Annotated in this window: 17 protein-coding genes; 14 read left to right on the forward strand and 3 right to left on the reverse strand. The window is 40.2% G+C overall.

Translation table 11 applies throughout. From position 1 onward, the window contains the following. Positions 1–35 precede the first annotated feature (35 nt). The 14 genes from EJL91_RS18900 to EJL91_RS18960 all read left to right on the forward strand — a co-directional run bounded on the left by EJL91_RS18900 (position 36) and on the right by EJL91_RS18960 (position 18,136). Positions 36–1,355: a sodium/glutamate symporter gene (locus tag EJL91_RS18900; RefSeq protein WP_125143517.1), complete on the forward strand. Its 1,320-nt coding sequence runs from the start codon at positions 36–38 to the stop codon at positions 1,353–1,355. A gap of 92 nt (positions 1,356–1,447) precedes the next feature. Next, positions 1,448–2,461 carry a beta/alpha barrel domain-containing protein gene (locus tag EJL91_RS18905; RefSeq protein ID WP_125143518.1) on the forward strand — a complete coding sequence of 338 codons (1,014 nt, stop codon included), beginning with the start codon at positions 1,448–1,450 and terminating at the stop codon, positions 2,459–2,461. An 80-nt stretch (positions 2,462–2,541) separates the two neighbouring features. Then, positions 2,542–3,498 (forward strand): 2-hydroxyacid dehydrogenase, encoded by a 957-nt coding sequence (locus EJL91_RS18910; protein ID WP_125143519.1) that lies wholly within the window; start codon positions 2,542–2,544, stop codon positions 3,496–3,498. A gap of 140 nt (positions 3,499–3,638) precedes the next feature. Continuing rightward, positions 3,639–3,764 carry a hypothetical protein gene (locus EJL91_RS25170; RefSeq protein ID WP_279230052.1) on the forward strand — a complete coding sequence of 42 codons (126 nt, stop codon included), beginning with the start codon at positions 3,639–3,641 and terminating at the stop codon, positions 3,762–3,764. A gap of 372 nt (positions 3,765–4,136) precedes the next feature. Then, complete coding sequence (locus tag EJL91_RS18920; RefSeq protein ID WP_243125477.1) at positions 4,137–7,028, forward strand: hypothetical protein; 2,892 nt, start codon at positions 4,137–4,139, stop codon at positions 7,026–7,028. Positions 7,029–7,152: 124 nt separating this feature from the next. Next, entirely contained in the window at positions 7,153–7,329 is a 177-nt protein-coding gene (locus EJL91_RS24665) for a hypothetical protein (protein ID WP_164516875.1), read from the forward strand. 399 nt (positions 7,330–7,728) lie between these two features. Further along, on the forward strand, positions 7,729–8,193 hold the full coding sequence (locus EJL91_RS18925) for a hypothetical protein (RefSeq protein ID WP_125143521.1): 465 nt from the start codon (positions 7,729–7,731) through the stop codon (positions 8,191–8,193). 34 nt (positions 8,194–8,227) lie between these two features. Continuing rightward, complete coding sequence (locus EJL91_RS18930; RefSeq protein WP_125143522.1) at positions 8,228–8,707, forward strand: hypothetical protein; 480 nt, start codon at positions 8,228–8,230, stop codon at positions 8,705–8,707. Between the two features lie 34 nt (positions 8,708–8,741). Next, complete coding sequence (locus tag EJL91_RS18935) at positions 8,742–9,230, forward strand: hypothetical protein (RefSeq protein WP_125143523.1); 489 nt, start codon at positions 8,742–8,744, stop codon at positions 9,228–9,230. Positions 9,231–9,463: 233 nt separating this feature from the next. Then, on the forward strand, positions 9,464–9,955 hold the full coding sequence (locus tag EJL91_RS18940) for a hypothetical protein (protein ID WP_125143524.1): 492 nt from the start codon (positions 9,464–9,466) through the stop codon (positions 9,953–9,955). A 145-nt stretch (positions 9,956–10,100) separates the two neighbouring features. Next, positions 10,101–10,499 (forward strand): hypothetical protein, encoded by a 399-nt coding sequence (locus tag EJL91_RS18945; RefSeq protein ID WP_125143525.1) that lies wholly within the window; start codon positions 10,101–10,103, stop codon positions 10,497–10,499. A 12-nt stretch (positions 10,500–10,511) separates the two neighbouring features. Continuing rightward, the gene (locus tag EJL91_RS18950) at positions 10,512–10,910 is read left to right on the forward strand and encodes a hypothetical protein (RefSeq protein ID WP_125143526.1); all 399 of its coding nucleotides are present in this window, start codon (positions 10,512–10,514) and stop codon (positions 10,908–10,910) included. Between the two features lie 89 nt (positions 10,911–10,999). Then, positions 11,000–17,800, forward strand: coding sequence for a phage tail tape measure protein (locus EJL91_RS18955; protein WP_125143527.1), 6,801 nt, complete (start codon positions 11,000–11,002; stop codon positions 17,798–17,800). Positions 17,801–17,860: 60 nt separating this feature from the next. Continuing rightward, positions 17,861–18,136 (forward strand): hypothetical protein, encoded by a 276-nt coding sequence (locus tag EJL91_RS18960; protein ID WP_125143528.1) that lies wholly within the window; start codon positions 17,861–17,863, stop codon positions 18,134–18,136. A gap of 1 nt (position 18,137) precedes the next feature. On the opposite strand, the gene EJL91_RS25175 is transcribed toward EJL91_RS18960, so the two are convergent. From EJL91_RS25175 to EJL91_RS18970, 3 genes are all read right to left on the reverse strand, one after another. Then, complete coding sequence (locus EJL91_RS25175; RefSeq protein WP_279230053.1) at positions 18,138–18,260, reverse strand: hypothetical protein; 123 nt, start codon at positions 18,258–18,260, stop codon at positions 18,138–18,140. 43 nt (positions 18,261–18,303) lie between these two features. Continuing rightward, positions 18,304–18,801 carry a hypothetical protein gene (locus EJL91_RS18965; protein WP_125143529.1) on the reverse strand — a complete coding sequence of 166 codons (498 nt, stop codon included), beginning with the start codon at positions 18,799–18,801 and terminating at the stop codon, positions 18,304–18,306. An 85-nt stretch (positions 18,802–18,886) separates the two neighbouring features. Further along, positions 18,887–19,270 (reverse strand): hypothetical protein, encoded by a 384-nt coding sequence (locus EJL91_RS18970; RefSeq protein ID WP_125143530.1) that lies wholly within the window; start codon positions 19,268–19,270, stop codon positions 18,887–18,889. Positions 19,271–19,463: the final 193 nt, after the last annotated feature.

Genomic DNA, 19,463 nt, shown 5'->3' on the forward strand with positions numbered 1-19,463 from the left:
ATCCAGTTAAGTAAAGAGAAAAGGAGAGAAATACAATGACTGTTCGGACATTTTGTAACGACATGCTTCTGCTGGCGGTGTTCATGTTACTGGGATTTTTCATCAGGGAGTATGTCAAACCGCTGCAAAAATTATTTTTGCCGTCATCGCTGATTGGAGGGCTGGTGATCCTGATACTGGGGCCGCAGATTCTCAATTTGGTTCCGGTGCCGGAAACTTACGCAAAGGTTCCAAACGTTTTAATCGATATCGTGATGGCGTCTCTGGTGTTCGGTGTTAACTTTAACCGGGATCGCATCGGTTCCTATCTGGATTATATTTGTGTACCTATGACGGCATATGGAATGCAGATGTGCGTGGGAACAGGACTCGGATACCTTCTGTCTAAAATATGGCCAGGTCTGCCGAAGGGCTGGGGAATTATGGGAGTGTTTTCCTTTCATGGCGGCCATGGGACGGCAAGCGCTGCCGCCGCAACCTTTGAATCGCTGGGAATAGAAGGAAATATGGCGGTTGGGATGGTTCTGTCCACCTTTGGCCTTATCGTTTCAATGCTTGTCGGAATGATTCTGGTGAACTACGGCGTCAGAAAAGGCTGGGCCAGTTATGTAAAAGAACCAAAGAAACAGCCGTCCTGGTTCTATGGCGGAGTTCTTCCGGAGGAAAACAGAAAGCCTTCCGGCCAGACGGTAACGACGGGAATCAGCATTAATCACCTGGCGCTTCAGGCCAGCTGGCTGCTTGCGGCTCTGTTTCTGGGGCAAAGGCTGTTCGAGATTACAGGACGTTACTGGGGATTCATTAGTACCCTTCCCAGCGTGCTGCACGGTGTAATCGGAGGAGCCGTTTTATGGCAGATTTTGAAAATCCTTAAATGGGATCGTTATGTAGATTTAAAGACCATCAAACTCCTTAGTGGCTTTTTACTGGAAATTGTGGTGTTTACGGCTATGGCGACGCTGGACGTGGAGTTTATTTCTACCTACATAGTTCCAATTTTAATCTATACTTTTACCCTTTGCCTCCTGACCGTTCCGATTATTCTTATCACGGCAAACAGGTTCTGCAAGCATGAGTGGTTTGAAAAAGCAATGATGGCATTCGGAGCTGCTACAGGAAACACTTCCACCGGCCTGGCGCTGGTGCGGGCTGTGGATCCGGATTCCTGTTCCTCAGCGGGAGATACCCATGGCGTTTATACGACTCTGACCTGTTGGAAAGATTCTTTTGTAGGTTTTGCCCCGGTCTGGTTAATGACCGGAATCTCCCTGACCATGGGCGTGGGGGCAGCGCTTATGATTGGATTTGCCGTTGTAGGAATTATCCTGTTTGACAAAAAGAGGAGACGGATTTAAGGAGACGGGAAAAGAGGAAGTTGTATTCAGAAATCGTATTTATAAAACTAATCAAAAATTGTATCCAGTAATCATATTCAGGGAGGTTTAAAATGAAGATTAAATTAATGGACTGTACACTCAGAGATGGGGCAAATGTGGTAGGAAAAGGGTTTTCGGCAGAAATAACAGACATGGTTCTGGACGGCCTGACGGCCTGCCATGTTCCGATTATCGAATTTGGGAACGCAGGAGGAATCGGAGCCTATGAGGTAGCCGGTTTTACGGATGCATTGACGGATCAGGAATATCTGGACATTGCGGAAAAATATAAGGGGCGTTCTTCGGAACTGGGCATGTTTTTAAATGCGAACCGATACCGCGAAAAGAACGTGGAACTGGCGGCGGAAAGAGGACTTTCTTTTCTGCGGGTCGGAGCGGACGCAGGAGATGCCGATATTTCCCTTCAGGCAATAAAAGATATCAAGAAAAATAATTTAAAAGCGTTCTATTCTTCCATGAAAGCATACCTTTTAAACCCCACAGAGCTGGCGGAAGAGGGCAAAAAGCTGGAGGCGGCAGGTCTGGACGAGATTACGATTATGGATTCGGCTGGAACGATGCTGCCGGATGAGGTTGCCGTTTATACGGAAAAGCTGGCAGACGCCGTATCAATTCCTGTAGCGTTTCACGGCCACAATAATCTGGGGCTTTCGGCGGCGAATGCAATGGCGGCATACCAGAACGGAGCGGCAATATTAGACTGCGGCCTGATGGGAATGGCGAGGAGCGCCGGAAATCTCGCTACGGAGATTTGCACGGCAATGATGCAGCGATGTGGACAAATGGAAGAAATTGATCTCTATGGAATGCTGGATTTTATTGAAAAGCGCCTGCAGCCCGCCATGGAGCCGTACAATTACCACAATCCTGTAACGCCTCTGGATCTCACCCTCGGATTTTCGGGCTGCCATTCCAGCTTTATAAAGCTGTTCAGGAAAGTGGCGGAGGAAAAACAGGTGAATCTGTACCGGCTGATTATAAAGGTGTCCGCAATTGATAAAAAGAAACCGTCGGAAGCTCTCATAGCAGAGATTGCCGATACGCTGAAACAGGATATGAGGTAACGGAAAAAAAGAAAGTAAGTAAAAAATGGAAAAAAGTTAAAAGAATGGAAGAAGTAAATAGAATGGAACAGGAGAATGATATGATAAAGGTAGTTCTTGCAGGAAATTATCCCGCAAATACATATGAGGCGGTCTGTAAGGCTCTTCCGGAGGAACGGTTTGAGGTAATCCGGGTAGACACGGAAGAGGCCTACAAAACAATGACAGACGCGGAAATTATGATACTGCGCGTTTTTAAAGCTCCGAGAGAGGTGATTGAAAGAAACAAGAATTTAAAAATGATTATGCGCTGGGGAGCCGGCTATGATTCGGTGGACACCGGGGCGGCGACAGAGCATGGAGTGCTCGTCACCAACACGCCGGGAGCAAATGCGGCGGCCGTAGCGGAGCTCAGCGTCCTGATGATGCTGGCCGTGGGAAGAAAATTACTGTGCCATACGGAAAGTCTGGGCAGAGGAAGCTGGAGCAAGAATACATTTATCAATGATTCCGTTTCCCTGAATCACAAGCTGGTGGGTATTGTTGGTGGCGGCAATATCGGCCGCCAGGTGGCGAAAAGGGTACAGAGTTTTGGAGCAAAGGTGCAGTATTACGATACATTCCGACTCCCTCTGGAGATGGAAGAAGAGTACCGGATGAAGTATGTTTCTTTTGATACCCTGCTTGAAACGTCCGATATTGTAAGCCTCCATATTCCTCTGACGGACAGTAACCACCATATGATAGGCGGAGAGGAGATCACCCGGATGAAGGACGGGGCGATCTTAATCAATGCCGCCAGGGGCGGCTTGGTGGACGACCACGCACTTGCCGCGGCCGTCGCATACGGGAAACTTAGGGGAGCCGGACTGGACTGTGTAGAGCAGGAACCCCTGCCCCAGGGACATGAGCTGCTTGAAAACCCCAATATTGTGGTTACTCCCCATGTGGGCGGAGGAACGGCCGATATAGGGGAAACAATTATTCCAATGCTGGTGAAGGATATTGTTGATTTTGCGGATGGGAAAGAGCCGGGACATGTGGTTAACGGGAAATAGTGAGGGCGTATGTTCCTGGTTCCATTTTACGAATATGGGATCATAGTAAAATGTATTAACGTGAATTCCAGAAGAAAGGCTATGCTCAACAGGCGATTTTACTAGCAGAAGATTTATATCCAGATGCCCGGAGATGGGAGTTGGATACAATTGAACAAGAAGCTTCACTTTGCCATTTGTATGAGAAAATGGGATATATCAAAACCGGAAAAGTCCATAAGATTACAGAGAAAATGAACCTTGCAGATTATTTCAAAAACATATAGTACACAGATGCCGGAAGAGCGATTTACCGGCCGGTTAATCATTAAAATTTATACTAACCATAATAAAAAGTGCAAAGCCTTATTAATTTGATACGCTTTGCACTTTTTATTTTTATTGAGAGGCAATGAAAAGTTCGCAAAGCGTGCGTTTCGTTGTTTAAGGTTAGTGGTTAAAGGTGGAGCAGAATTAAAACGGGAGAAGTAACTCCGAAAATATAAAATATAGAACATATACAGTATCAGGGAGGCTAGTGTTGGCATACATGAGCTGTAATGTTGATGAACAAATAATATTTAGCCAACCACTCCTCTTTGAGGGGGGGGTTTTTTGTATTGTAATTGACTCCTTGCTTATTTTACAAGAAATCCTTTTTGAATGGAGAAATAAGTAATGTAGATAAAAACAGGAGGACAATTATCAAAGTGCAAAGAAAAGAGAATGGTGTAATCCGTATAAAAAGTGTCCAGGCGGCAAGTTTATACCGATATAACAATGGATATAAATTTCCTGCCAAAAGGAAAAAAGAGAATGATAATTATATATTAGAGTATAAAGAACCTTACATTGATTTTGGAAATGCGGTGATAAACAGCAGTTTATTTTCCCGGTTTGTTTTCAAACATGGTGTAACTGTAAATAAGAAAGGATTTAGCCGGGATTTCGTTGTAATGAAATTTGATTGGGGAGTCGACATGGATGCTTCAGATCCGGATGAAATAAAATCTGCGAAAACGGCACAGGAGTTAAGAGCACATTATTACCAAAATGGAGCAATGATTCCCTGGATTACTTATCATTCTGAGACGGGCGGAAATACGGAGGAATTATTCGTGTTATATCGCATGCTTATGAGAAATCCGGGCAAAGCGAAAGAGGGACAGTGCATTTTTATCAGAGATGAATTGTATGCAAAGACGTTAAACTATATTACCATGGGGTTATGGAATAAAATGCCGGATAAAAAAGGCGCAAAGATTGTTGAAATGTCAGCCTATGCGCCGTTAATTACCGCCACAGCAATTGACTTTATACACATTCCTTTAAAAAACATTTTTGTAGTTAAAGATCAGGAGGTCTCGGTACAAAAGAAGGCAGTATCAGTTAAAATAAGAGAAACAGAGCGTATAAAATATAAAAAAGATTATACCGCCTTTGAAAATGATATTAATCTCCTGGGTTACACATTTTATAGCAAAAAGGCTAAAAAGAATCCAAATTTGACTATGATAAAACAGACGGACCGCGCTCTTGCAGAGCATGGAATCCCCATCGGACAATGTCCGGTACAAGCCATAGCGCATTACAAAAATGAATGTTATGTTGAAAGAGACAACGAAAAAACTGAAATGACGAATATTTTGTGGGACGGAATGGGATTGATAGATGAATCTATTTTTCCTGATGATAAAAACGGTTTTATTTACTGTAGAAGCCATTTCTTTAAGTCGTGCCTTTTTAGAGGAAATGTCCAGGAATATTTTAGAGACTACTACGGCCGCGGTTACGATACTGCATATGCGACAGACATGTTGGGACGCAAGATAAAAATAACAGATATTAAGGTGATTATAACAGAGAATTCCTTGAAATGGTTCAAATTTATCGATCTGATGAGCAAAACGGGGGATGCCGCTGAGGCTTTCCGTTATTATGAAAAGTTCATGAAAAAAGATGGAGAAATGTTTGCTGTTGTAAAAACGGGACACAGTAGTAAATATGGAAGATTACAGAGAGTTTCCTTTCAGATAAACAATACATTACTGACAAAGGATGAGAATGTCCTTAGAAAAATTGCGGAAGTAAGTACGGAGTTTTGTAACAGGCTTAAACTTGATGATGATTTTTTTGTTGATTATCTGGAAATGGAAGGTACTGCAAAATACAGCATCTATAACGTATTGGGCGCCTTGTACCGGTGGAACGACGAATTTCGGTTTATGGAGTATTTTAAATGTAAAAAAGATAAAAGAATAAGTGAATTCAAGAAAAGGCTGAAATTAGGAAAGTTATTACAAGTGGGAGATAACCTGACGATATGCGGAAATCCGGTTGCCATGCTTATGAAGGTTACAGGACAAAATTTCATCGATGAAACATGTTTTAACCAGCTTAGGGAAGGGATACAATGCTATACTTCCCGGTTTGAGGAGAATGAAAGAATGGCGGGTTTTCGTTCTCCGCACAATTCTCCGAACAATATTATACATTTGATAAATGTATATCCTCCCAAACTGATAAGATATTTTCCGAATTTGGGAAACAGTGTAATTGTAATTAATGGGATCGAAACGGATGTCCAGTGCAGATTGAACGGACAGGATTTGGACAGTGACAGTATTTTTGTAACAAATCAGGAGGAAATGGTTACATTAGCTAAACAGGCATACATAGAATATCCTACGATTATAAATAGTATCCATCCCGATTCCGCTGGTGAATACGATAAAAGTATGCTTTCTTATGCAAAAATGGATTCTGCCATATCATCCGCACAATATCATGTGGGGGTCGCAAGCAATATCGCGCAGTTAGCTTTGAGCTATTATTTTGATGAGGGCTGCAATAACCGTGAATTGGAAGACATATTTATTATTTGCAGTGTGCTGGCCCAAGTAGCCATCGATTCGGCAAAAAAAAGTTATAAAATAAATATCGGTTCTGAACTACTGAGACTCAATAAAATGCAATGTATGGAACGGTACAGGAAATATCCCGTTTTTTACGCGGAAGTTCAAAAGTATAATAATAAAAAGAAAAAGAAAAAATTGAACATAAAAGAGGAGGAAGTTGAATTTTTTAATTGCCCGATGGACGTTTTGTACCGCATTCTTGATAAGAATATTCTGGATAAGAGAGTCTATAAGGAGACAAATACAAAAACATATAAAGAAAGTGTATATGGAGTGAAACCCATTTTTGAAAACAGAGGGAATAAAGCGAATTCAGACAGAAAACAGTGCAAAAAAATGATAGATTTAGTAAATGAATACAGTGAAATAGTTGGTAAACTCGATGGTGCGGATGAAACATATTATGACGAGCGTATGAACGAATTTAATATTTTGATGGACAGGATAAAAAACATCACGATAACATCGGACACAATGTATGCTTTACTGGAGTTTGCTCTTAAATCGGGAAACGAATATTTAAGGGATGACTTGCTGATTACATTATATGACAAAGATAAAAATAAATTTTTAAATTGCTTTAAAAAAACGGAAAAAAGTCCACGAAAAAATGGGGAAAGCGCTGAAAAATAAGGAAATTCAATCTCTGCCTATGGAGGGAAAGCGAAGGGAACTTATTGCCATGGTTATGCATGGTTGGGAGATCGTTGGGGGAGCTTTTGGAATAAAAAGATTCATATGAAAAGGAAAGGAGGATATGATGACTCAGGAAGAATTAAGAATTCTCTATAACGAGAGGCTGAAGAGAGAAAAACAGTTATTTATTGCGCAGGAGACGGGAATCTGTATAACAGTGTTATCAAAATTCCGAAATGGAAAGCTCGATCTTTATGACTATCTTTTTGAAAAATTAGAAAAATATCTTTGTAATTAAATCAAAGGCATATCGCCATAAATTCCTATGAAAAATAATTACCGGCTTTGCTGCTTTGGAGGTTACTGTTCACTCCGTGCCCAGTAACACGCTGCGCGATGCACAGAAACGGCAAAAAACGCCGTTTCGCGCCGCAACCCTCGGGTTTTCTGTGACTTTCGCTGCGCTCCACTCACAAAAAACACCTCGCGGAATACTACCTGTGAACAGTAACTTTGGAGTACCTGCATTATCGTAAACCAGGGTATAAAACATAGATATAAATAGTAAAATATGGTACGATATAGAAAAAGAATGTGGGTTCGTACAAAACCAGAGATAAAATCAGGTATGACGGCTGAGGTGAGAATAATTGTTTGAATTGTCATTCATAAACAGTAAATTAAGAGGGGCGATATAATGGGAAGAAAAATAATTTGTGAATCATGTGGAACAATTTTTAAAGAGGAAATATTAGGTGATGCAACTATATGTCCAGTATGTGGCGCTGATTTAAGTGGAGATGATGTCCAGAGTGGAGAGGATGAGCATCCGGGATGGGTTACGTGGTGGTATTTAAGAAGTAAAAAATATAATAGTTTGTCTCTATGGGATAAACAGCCTTACCATCCGGAGAATTATGAAGTAGTTAAGGAATTCAAAGCACCTCCAAGAGATGCAAATGGCTCTGAAAAGGCCAGAGAAATTCTCCGCACCTATATCCCCGATGCATTCGCCCCGGCCGAGGAACAGCCACCTGTCAGGTGCCCATACTGCTCTAGCACAGAATACACACTTATGAACCGGGGGTACGGTCTACTTACCGGCTTTTTAGGAAGCGGAAAAGTTAAAAGAGTTTGTAATCGGTGCAAACGGGAATTTTAAGAGGTAATTAATAAGAATTCAGGGAGGAATCGTAATGGGAAGAAGAATAGTATGTCCATCATGCAATACAATTTTTGATGAAGATTTATTGAAAGCAAAAAGTAGTGAAAATAATTGTTTGGTATGTGGGGCTAATTTAAGTGGAGATGGTGAGCCGAATGTAACGGATGAGCATTCCGATTGGATTACGTGGTGGTATTTAAGAGATAAGCGATTCGAAGATGATTATAGTATCTGGGATAAACTGCCTTACCACCCGGAGTATTTTGAAGTTATTAAAGAATTCAAAGCTCCTCCAAAGGATAGTCCGGGTGGACTAGATGAGGCAAAAAGAATCCTTCGAACCTACATTCCCGATGCATTCCCCCCGGCCCAGGAAGAGCCTGTTATCAGCTGCCCTTATTGCTCTAGCACAGAATATACACTTATGAACCGAGGTTACGGTCTACTTACCGGCTTTTTAGGAAGTGGAAAAGTTAAAAGAGTTTGTAATCGGTGCAAGCGTGAATTTTAAGAGGTAAATAATAAGAATTCAGGGAGGAATCGTAATGGGAAGAAGAATAGTATGTCCATCATGCAATACAATTTTTGATGAAGATTTATTAAAAGCAAAAAGTAGTGAAAATAATTGTTTAGTATGCGGGGCTAATTTGAGCGGATATGGTGAGACGAATGTAACGGATGAGCATTCCGATTGGGTTACGTGGTGGTATTATGGTTTTAAAGAGGATAATGGGAAAACAGCTTCCTTAAGAGACAAGCCGATAGATTTAACACGGTTTGGAGACACATACTTTCTAATTAAGGAATTTAAAGCACCGCCTAGAGATGCTAATGGCTCAGATAAAGCGAAAAAAATTCTACGCACCTACATCCCCGATGCGTTTGCTCCGGCAGCGGAAGAACCTGTAATACGCTGTCCTTACTGTTTTAGCACAGAATACACGCTTATGAACCGAGGTTACGGTCTGCTCACCGGCTTTTTGGGAAGCGGAAAAGTTAAAAGAGTTTGTAACCGGTGTAAACGGGAATTTTAAGAGGTAATTAATAAGAATAGGCGATTGCGAAATTCACTGACCAGAATTTATGCACCTCGTATAGAAATAAGTCGGAATTGAATATAACAAGCTAGATATTTATGCAAGGCGAACATAAAAATTCAAAATTTGGTGAGGAAAAACGTAAAAACAAGACTCAAAAAAGCTAGGTTTTATGCGGCTTTCAGAGTTTCGCAATTATCTAATTAATAAGATTTTGGGAGGAATCGTAATTGGAAAGAAAAATTGTATGTCCGTCATGCAATACAATTTTTGATGAAGATTTATTAAAAGCAAAAAGTAGTGAAAATAATTGTTTAGTATGCGGGGCTAATTTGAGCGGATATGGTGAGACGAATGTAACGGATGAGCATTCCGATTGGATTACGTGGTGGTACTATGGTTTTAAAGAGAATAATGGGAGAACAACTTCCTTGAGAGACAAGCCGATAGATTTAATACGGTTTGGAGACACGTACTTTCTAATTAAGGAATTTAAAGCACCGCCTGAAAGTAATCCGGGTGGATTAGATGAAGTGAAGCGTATTCTACGCACCTACATCCCCGATGCATTTGCTCCGGCAGCGGAAGAACCTGTAATACGCTGCCCTTACTGTTCTAGCACAGAATACACCTTACTTAATAAAGGCTATAGTCTATTTACAGGATTTTTAGGTTCTGGAAAAATAAAACGGGTATGTAACCGTTGTAAGAGAGAGTTTTAAGAACAATTAGGAGTCTTCGCATTACCATATACGAGTAAACTGTTTAAATGTAAGAGTTGCGGGTATATGTTCTAGCGGAAGGAAAAGAATGGAATTGCAATAATTGTGGGAGCGAATTTTAAGAAATTATAAGGAGGTAAAATAAATGAGTATGTATTTTTATGATATATACAAGCCGGGCGAATTAGATGAAAATGATACGGGTGGAGTATTTCTTACTTGCAAAAATTGTGGCTGTAATCAATTATGTTATTACGATAAATTCAAAGAATTTTGTGAAGATTATATAGTGCTAAAAGACAATGAAACAATTAACTGCGAAGACTGTGGCGAACCAGCCGAACAGATTATCACCCGTAGACCAGAATCCTTAGAACCGTGTTCTCAAAATGAATATGTGCCCGTCTGTCCAATCTGTCATTCACCAAAGATTCACAGGATTCCGATAAGTAAGAAGATAACAAGGGCTGCTATATTTGGAATATTCGCATTACCTAAGGCTGGGAAAGAGTGGCATTGCGATAATTGTGGATCGGAATTTTAAGGAGGAAAATAAATGAGTATGTATTTTTATCAGATCGATAAGCCGGGCGAATTGGATGAAAACGATCCTGGGGGAGTATGGCTTATTTGCAAAAATTGTGGCTGTATTGAACTAGGCTATTACGATAAATTCAAAGAATTTTGTGAAGATTATGTAGTGCTAAAAGACAATGAAACAATTAACTGCGAAGACTGTGGCGAACCAGCCGAACAGATTATCACCCGTAGACCAGAATCCTTAGAACCATGTTCCCAAAATGAATATGTGCCCGTCTGTCCAATCTGTCATTCACCAAAGATTCATAGGATTCCAATAAGTAAAAAGGTAACAAGGGCTGCTATATTTGGAATATTCGCATTACCTAAGGCTGGGAAAGAGTGGCATTGCGATAATTGCGGAAGTGAGTTTTAAAAATAAAAACTGAATATTCAAGAAAGATAAACAGCTTGTGTATGCAGGCTGTTTTTATGTTATATAACGCAAATAAACGGAGGCATTAAATGAATAATGATTTTAGAATTAGCTTGATTGCGATTCTGGACAAAACCATGTCAAAAAGAATGATAAAAAATGATTTGAAATCCTTTGATGGTCAATTATTCGTCAAGGTAATAGCCAATATAAATAAGACATTATCCAAAAGAGCACTAACGCAATCGTTAAGAGAGTTGACAAACCTTAACGTCAGTGTAAAGACTAAGCTGAATCAATCGACAAGCGAAGCTCAACTAAAAAAGCAGATAAAAACATTACAAACTAAAATCGAAGATTTGGATATACGTTTAAAGGCAAATACAGGACAATTAAAAGAGTCTGTTAAACAGGCTGGAGTTAGTGCACAAAAGATTGCCAGTCAAACACCTATCGAGTATAAGGTTTTGATAAAGAAAGACAAGTTAGTAAGTGATTTATCTTTATTAGCAAAACAAAATAGCAAGTTATTTACAAACTCAGCAGCGACGCAAAAGTATGGGAAACTTCTGAACGATGCATATAATGCATCAACAAGCGGTGATATTAAAAAACTCACTTTAGGTATGGCGGCATTTAAAAATGAGTTGAAGGCTACCAACCTAAGTGGGCTTACTTTGACTGATACTTTTAAGAAAGCTGTGGGACGGACTGGTGAGTTGATTAGTGCTACATCTATGGTTGCAGTAGCCTATAGTCAAGCAAGAAAAGCATATACAGAGGTTAATGCGTTAGATGATTCAATGACCGGGCTTTATAAAGTTGCGGATGAAATTAACTCTCGTGAGGATTTCCCGGCTTATTTGGATAAATCGATTAAGAAAGCAAGGGAACTGGCAGTAGAAACAAAATCATTAATTTCTTCTGTTACAGACTGGAAAAAGATTGGTTTTAGTTTAGGATTAAGTGAGGAATTAGCAGAAGTATCCACTAAATTTGAAAAGACCGGAGATATGAGCATTGAAAAGGCGATGAGCACTCTTATTTCTACTTTACAGGCATTCAAAGACATTGATGGGCTTACAGAAGAACAATATAGTGAACGGGCTTTAGCCATAGCGGATAAAATTAATAATATCTCAAACACGCGCGGTATTGATGCGGAGGAAATCTCTGATGCACTGAAAAATAGCGCTACAACATTGCAAGAAGGTAACAATGATTTAAACCAGTCAATTGCAATGATTGCAGCAGGAAACCAGATTTTCCAGTCTTCGTCTGAAGCTGGGAATATGCTGAAAACAGTGAGCATGAGATTGCGAGGACTCACAGAGGATGGAGAAAAAGCAGAAGAGTCAGTTGCAATGCTGCAAGAAACAATATTAAACTTAACCAATGGTAAAGTAGACATTATGCTTGACGAAAATACTTTCAAATCTACTTACGATATTTTATTGGAAATCTCCAAAGTCTATAATTCCCTCAGTGACAATTCGCAGTCACTTTTGCTGGAAAAAATAGCCGGAAATCAAAGCGGTGTTCCGATGGCGGCTATGCTACAAAACATGTCCGAGGCAGAGGAAATATATAAAGATGTTTTGAATTCTGTTGGCAGTGTAGATCGGGAATTCCAAAGGTATCAGGAAGGTGCATCAGCAGCCATAACCAGATTTAAAGAAACGCTTGTTTACACATATACAGGTATACTTAGTGGAGATATGACTAAAAGTATTGCTAATGTGGGAACTTCTATTCTTGACTTGGTTAATAAGTTTAACTTATTGCAGTCTTCATTGATTGGGATAGCGGCTACGGGCGCAGTTAAAAGTATTGTTGCGATAAGTACAGCTGGTGTATCTGCGGCAATGCAAATGAGCACCTTGGGCGATGCGATAAAACGAATCGAGTCTCTGCCTATAGATGCAGGAAAAAGAAAAACGGCATTGAAAAATATTGGGAAGGCAAGCAAAAGCCTAAGTGATAGTCAGAACAAGTTGCTTCTTTCCAATAAAGCATTATCTCAAAGCGATAGAATGAATATTCTTACCGGTCAGGATGTAGCAAGAGCCAAACAAAAAGAAAAACTTGCTACTTTGGGACTTACACAGGTAACAGAAGGGCAGGCAGTGGCAAATGTTAAGGCGGCAACGAGTACATTTAGCTTGAAAGCTGCACTCACTGGACTTGGGGCTACCATGAAAGCAATTTTTCTGTCGAACCCCATTGGAATTTCATTAATGGCTTTAAGCGTTGGAATAGGAGCTGTTTCTGGTAAATATCATGAGTTTAAGCAAGCAATAGATGATGCCAGACAGACGAGTATTGAAGCTGCTGATGCTGCCGCTATGCAGGCGAATAAATTAAATGAATTGTATATGCAGTATGAAAACTTAGCAGGAGTTACGGATCGTACGTCTTCGCAAGAGCAAGAATTTAAGACAGCAATTGAGCAAATTACTTTGGCGCTGGGTGATAAAGCGAAGGTGTTGGAAGGTCTGACAGTTGGTACGGAAGAATATTCCGAAGCTTTAAAAGAGGCAACGCAAGCAGAGATAGAAGAGCAGTACGCAGCAGCAGTGAGAGGGCGAAAGGCCGCAGAAGATACCTTGCATGATGCTACATGGAGCACATGGAGTGGAAGTAAAATTGATGTACCTTTAAATGTCAATATGACTGGTGTGGAAAAGCACGTACAGGCACTCGGAATTGTTCGCACAATGCTGAATGATTTTGAAAAGGAAACCAGTCAAGGTATAAAGTGGGCACCAGAACATCCTGAAAATATGGATAGCGTTGTTGAATACTATTCTGCACTGGTTAAGGCAAGAGAACGTCTTACATTACAGTCTAAAGTATTAAATAACGATGCCATTCTTGAATCAGATATTTATAAAAAAATAGATAAGAGTATTTCAGATGTCTCTGAAAGTGTAAAGACGTACACTAAAAATAAATATGAAGAACTAAAGCTGGAATATGAGTATCATAATGGAATACCAACTACTGTTGAAGACTTCAATAGCATGAAGGATGCATTATTAAATGCAAGCGGTGCAGGTGAGGGACTAAAGCGCGTTTACAATGAGCTGCTATCAAAAGATTTTAGCTTCTTGGCAACACAAGCGATACAGGAAGTGCCAAAGGCATCCGATGGCAAGACCTTATTGCCTTGGACAGAAGACCAGAACAAGAAGATTGATGAATATCAGAGTAAAATAAAGTCTTTGATTGAAGCACAAATGTCTTTGGCAGATGGTACGATGACAAAATCAGGTGCGCTTGACCTGATACAGGAATATGGAATTGATCCCAGCAAAGTGGAAATGTCCACTGGGGCATTTATTGGATTAAGGGAAGAACTTGAGCGCATTGCAAAGCTGAGTCTAAATAACATCAGTTCCAAGCTTGAAGAAATGCTGAAGGGGGGATTTATTGATGAGTCTGCGTTTAGTATGCTATCACAGAGTTTCCATGACATGGCATATAACATTGATGAAAATGCAAACTCTTTGAGCACTTGGAAAAAACAATTACAGGATTCAAGAACTTCAATCTCGGATATTTCAGTTATCTTGAAGGATCTAGATGAAAATGGTATTAATAATCTGTCGTCGTCTTCGGTTGATAAAATTATATCTAACTATCCCGGTCTTTTATCGTATCTTAGTAAGGAAAAAGAATTACGTAATGGTTTGAACCAGGAATTAGAGAGACAGGAAACTTCTGCCAAGTCTGCGTATCTTAATATGATGCAGGCGGATGAAACATTTTATCAGCAGATATTACAGAATGAATCAAACAAGGTAGTGGCCGTAAATAATACAATTAACAGCATTGTAAACGGAAATGCACAGTTGGTTAATATGTTAGGCGGATACTATAATACGGATTTGGGAAATTTCAAATCATTAGCAGAAGCAAAGGCGAAAATAGAGGAAACATTAATCAAAAATTGTGCAGCTGCTTGGGCGAGATATTATCGAGTACAAGTTGTTGATGGTGTGGCAACTACAAATGCACTGGATGGTGGTGTACATAGTGGTGAAGAGGCAGCGGCAAGAAGCGCGGCAATTGCATCCGCGTCGGCTTATAATCAGGCGATAAAGTCATTGGATAGTTTGGCAAATATTTCTGTAGGAGTTGCAGATATTGGTAAAATTGACTCTAAAGGTAATGGAGGTAATTCCCAAAAAGCAAAAGAGGAACAAAAGAAAGTCCTCGACTGGATTCCGGCAGCATTAGACCATGTTGAGAAGGAACGGCAAAAGGTTGTAGACATCATAGAGGATGAGAATGTAGCTTATGAGAAGCAGCTCTCCCTCACGCATGAATTACTCGCAAACGATGAGGAAGTAATACGGGTAAACAAAGAGGCGCTTGATATATACCTGAGCCAGTGGGAAGCAATCCGTCAGAAAATTATTGAGGCATTTGGTGAGACAGAAGGTAATGCGCTGATTAGTAAAATTATGATGGGTAGTACCTTTGCTGAAGATTGGAAAAATGAATTTAGTTATGATCCTGATGATAAAACTATGTCTGCAAAGATGAAGCTTTTGGAGGATGGCGAAGAGGCTTTTGCAACCTATACGAAACAAGATGAGAAATACAGAAACAAAGTAAAAGAACACACAGAAGATCTTAAACGGCAGTTTGAAATCCGAGTGAATATTATAAAAGAATCCCTGGAAGATTTAAAATCCGAGATGAGTCAAATCGAGTCAGAAATAAGTCTTAAAGAAATTACAGGCCGCATTATTACGGAGTCTGATTACCGGGATATGATAAATCTGGCTGACGGCCAAATAGACTTACAGTATGAGCAGATTGATGCTTTAGAAGAGTATTTGGACGAATTAGATGAAGGAAGTGCCGAATGGTACAATGTCAAGTCTCAGATATCAAGCTGTAAAGACGCCATAAGGCAATGCGAAGAAAATCAAGCCAAATGGAATGAAGAAATTCTAAACCTCCCCGTCCGCAGAATTGAACGGTATTTGGAATTGCTCGGATTTATCAAGCAAGACCTCAGGAATTTCATTGATGAGCAATCCAGTTTGGGTAGAGATACATCACAGGAGCAATTACAAAAGCTAATTGAATTATCCTCTAAGCAAATCGAAAAGCTGAACGAAGAACACGAAGAACTGGTCAAAAAGCTGTCTAACTATGATTATGGCAGCGACAAGTTTAACGAAGTCCAGAAGAGCATTCAGGACTGTGAAAACGAAATGTCTTCTCTGATTCAGGAACAAATCCAGTACAACAAACAAATCCTAGATATCCCCCTCAATAAAATCAACGATTTAAAAGAGCAGCTTAACAGTATAAAAGGTGCATTAGATAGCGTTACAGGCGATTACGACACAGCTATCTCTGCTGTTATTAATACGATTGAGAAAGAAATCGATAGTTATAATGACATGAAAGAGGCGGCGGAGGAATCCTATGAAGCCAGGATTAAACCATTACAGGATGAATTGGATTTATTGAATAAAACTAATGAGGCGCGTCAAATTCAACTAGATGCCGAACAAAGCTTGTATGATCTGGAACGTGCTAAAAATCAGAAAACAACGCAAGTTGTAGAAAATGGTGAGATTGTTTATCGGGAAGATATAGATGCAGTCAGAAACGCTAATAAAGCGCACGAGGACGCACTGTACAATAAAGCGAAGTATGAACTGGAACAGCAGATTGAGTCACTGGAGAAAGAACGTGATGATCTTTTAGAAAGCTATGACGGACAAATCGCTAAACTGAATGAAATTAAGGACAGATGGTCTGAAATAGCGGATAACATCCGTGATGCAAATGAAGCGGCCCATGCCTCCGATATTCTCGGCGCCGGCTGGGAGGATAAAGTCACTACCGGTAATGATAAAGACATCTATGATGCAATGGTAAAGAATTATGAGGCTGCAGAGGCTCAGAAGGAAATGTACCAGAAACAAATTGATGCAGCGGAAAAGGTATCGTCTCTTATGGAACAGTATATAGCAGCTTTCCAGAGTGGGACAATGAGCTATCAGGATGTACTCTCTAAATTCGATGAGCTGATTCTTGCAGCCAAAGACGGTTTCTCCTCTCAGGAATATCTGGATGCACTTTTAAACGTTTCGGGCAACAGCGATACGGCATCGGCATTGGAAAACATACAAAGCCAGATATCCGGTTCTTACGAGGATTTCAAAGCTTACCTGCAAGCGGCACACTTAAACAACGAATTAATATTAAAGTATACATCCACCTGGGAGGAAATTAAAAAGACCCTGGAGGAACAGCTGGTAGCACTGAAGAAGATGGCTGAGGAAGAGGCTAAGAAAGTTTCTGATTCCAAGCCGTCCTCCGGAGGTAAGGGAGGTAAAGGCCACTCTTCTTCCAAAGGACCGAACTGGAATACACCGGATGGAGCAGCAGAAGGCCCGGCAAAAGAAATTGAGGAACGGGAAAAAGCAAAGAATTCTCACAAAGATGGACTTGAAAGCAGCCCGGTTGGGCGTACTGTCAGCAGCAACACTGAATTTATCAGAACACTGGGACTTCGAAAACTCAATCCGGAAGAGATCGCCTCTATCCTTCATGAAGGAGAGGTCGTAGTTAACCCGGAGCAGATTGATCAGGTGGCGGAAAATTTTAATGCGCTGGAAAAACTGGCACTGAGTGAAGAACAAAAGCGGCATTTACTTCAGTATTCTTCTCAAATACCGGTCAGCTTACCGGAATTTGCCCCTTTTAAGCAGGCATATAATCCGTCGGCTACAGTAAAAGAATTTAATTTTAACATGGGTGACATTAATTTGAACAGTGTTGATAATACACAGAAGCTGGTAGATACCATTGCCAGAGAATTTGACTCGGCATTATGTCAAAAATTTTCCAAATACTAAAATGATTAGAGGATGCCTGGTTCTTTGGGCATCCTTTTCTAACAAGAGGTGAAATATAATATGAATTATTCAGAATTAGTTCAATACATAGCAGAGAAAACGACGGCACAAGTTGATAAAATGATAAAGAAAGAAGTAAATTCCGATAAGACTTTTACGGCCCAGATTACCGAGACGGTAAATGCCACTACGTGCCGCGTGTTATATTGCGGAAATACCTTTACGGTTTCTAATATCATGCAATGCGATGCCGGTGATGTAGTGCGTGTCTGTGCTCCATGTAATAATTGGACGGATTTATTTGTTGTAGAAAACAAAACAAAACGGACCAGATAAATTAAAGCTGATGGTATCCTGAACCGCTTTTATCAATGATTCCATCTCCCTGAATCACAAGTTGGTGGGAATTGTGGGCGGCGGTACGGCCGATATAGGAGAAACGATTCTTATTGTCCTTCAAAATAGGGACGCCATTGGCGTCCCTCACTCTATGAAATCATATTCTACAACCCGTTCACTCTGTTCCATTCCTCGTCTGACATAAAGGTATGATTACTTCGGATATCATTAATTATATTAGCCGTTTCTGATGGATCGCAATATGTTGCTAAAAATAGACTGGCATACTTTTCAAAGTCTTCCTGACTTTCAAATATTCCATCTTCATACCATGAAATAAGCTCTGCTATTGTATCCTGTTTCATTTCTTCTTGTGTCTTTTGAGGTATTCTTTCGATCCATGCACCGTTTACATCTACTGTGTAACCATCACTTGTCACTGTATCTGTCTCCAGATATCCAAAAACATCAAAATGATATGATTTCCCATCTATAGTTTCCCAACAATCGACAGGGTATGTACCATCGTCCCTCTGATACCACTGTAGTATTCCAAACTCTGGGTCTTTCTGCCATTGTCCTGCAAACGCCATCATGGTAAATGAAAACGTTAAACATAAAACAGTTCCTAGTGTCGCTAATTTCTTGATTACATTTTTCATACTGATTCTCCTTATATATAATATTTTATTTATTACATTTATTTATCCATGGCCCCATCTGAACCAACATTGTTACCATCTGGGGTCACTGTTGCCACCCCTCTGCTGTTTTTGCTTTGGCCACATTTAGTTTTTCATATGCTGAATCGGATGCTGTATGACTGGCCTCATTTAAATATCCACTATTAAACTCTGATTCAGGATTTGTTTCTGTGGAAAATATCCCATCTGATGTCAGACTGCCTACCAATCTATATTTGTTCAAAACCTGACCAAATTCACCCGTCACTGAATTATCATCTGTAGGAGCATACACGTTAGCTGAACCATTCACAAAGTTCCCTGATCTTGCATATCCCTGAAGGCCATCAGAATTTTTTACAGGAGGAAATTCTTCAAGTACTATTTGAACCCTTGTTCCATCATATTTTAATGCTGTATAAATTAAACCTATATCTGATTGTAACACACTATAATACGCATATCCATATGGATCATTTATAAAAAATATAAAATGAGTAAAACAGATTACATAAAGGTGTCAGAGCAGCGGCCGCACTGAAAAACGCAGAGACTGTCCGTCAGCCAGACACGCAGCGCTGGTGCATACCGGGGAAGACCCCAAGACATTTTCCAGATAGGATGTGATATAATGTAAAAAA

This window comes from Clostridium transplantifaecale (assembly GCF_900626075.1).
Lineage (GTDB): Bacteria > Bacillota > Clostridia > Lachnospirales > Lachnospiraceae > Otoolea > Otoolea transplantifaecalis.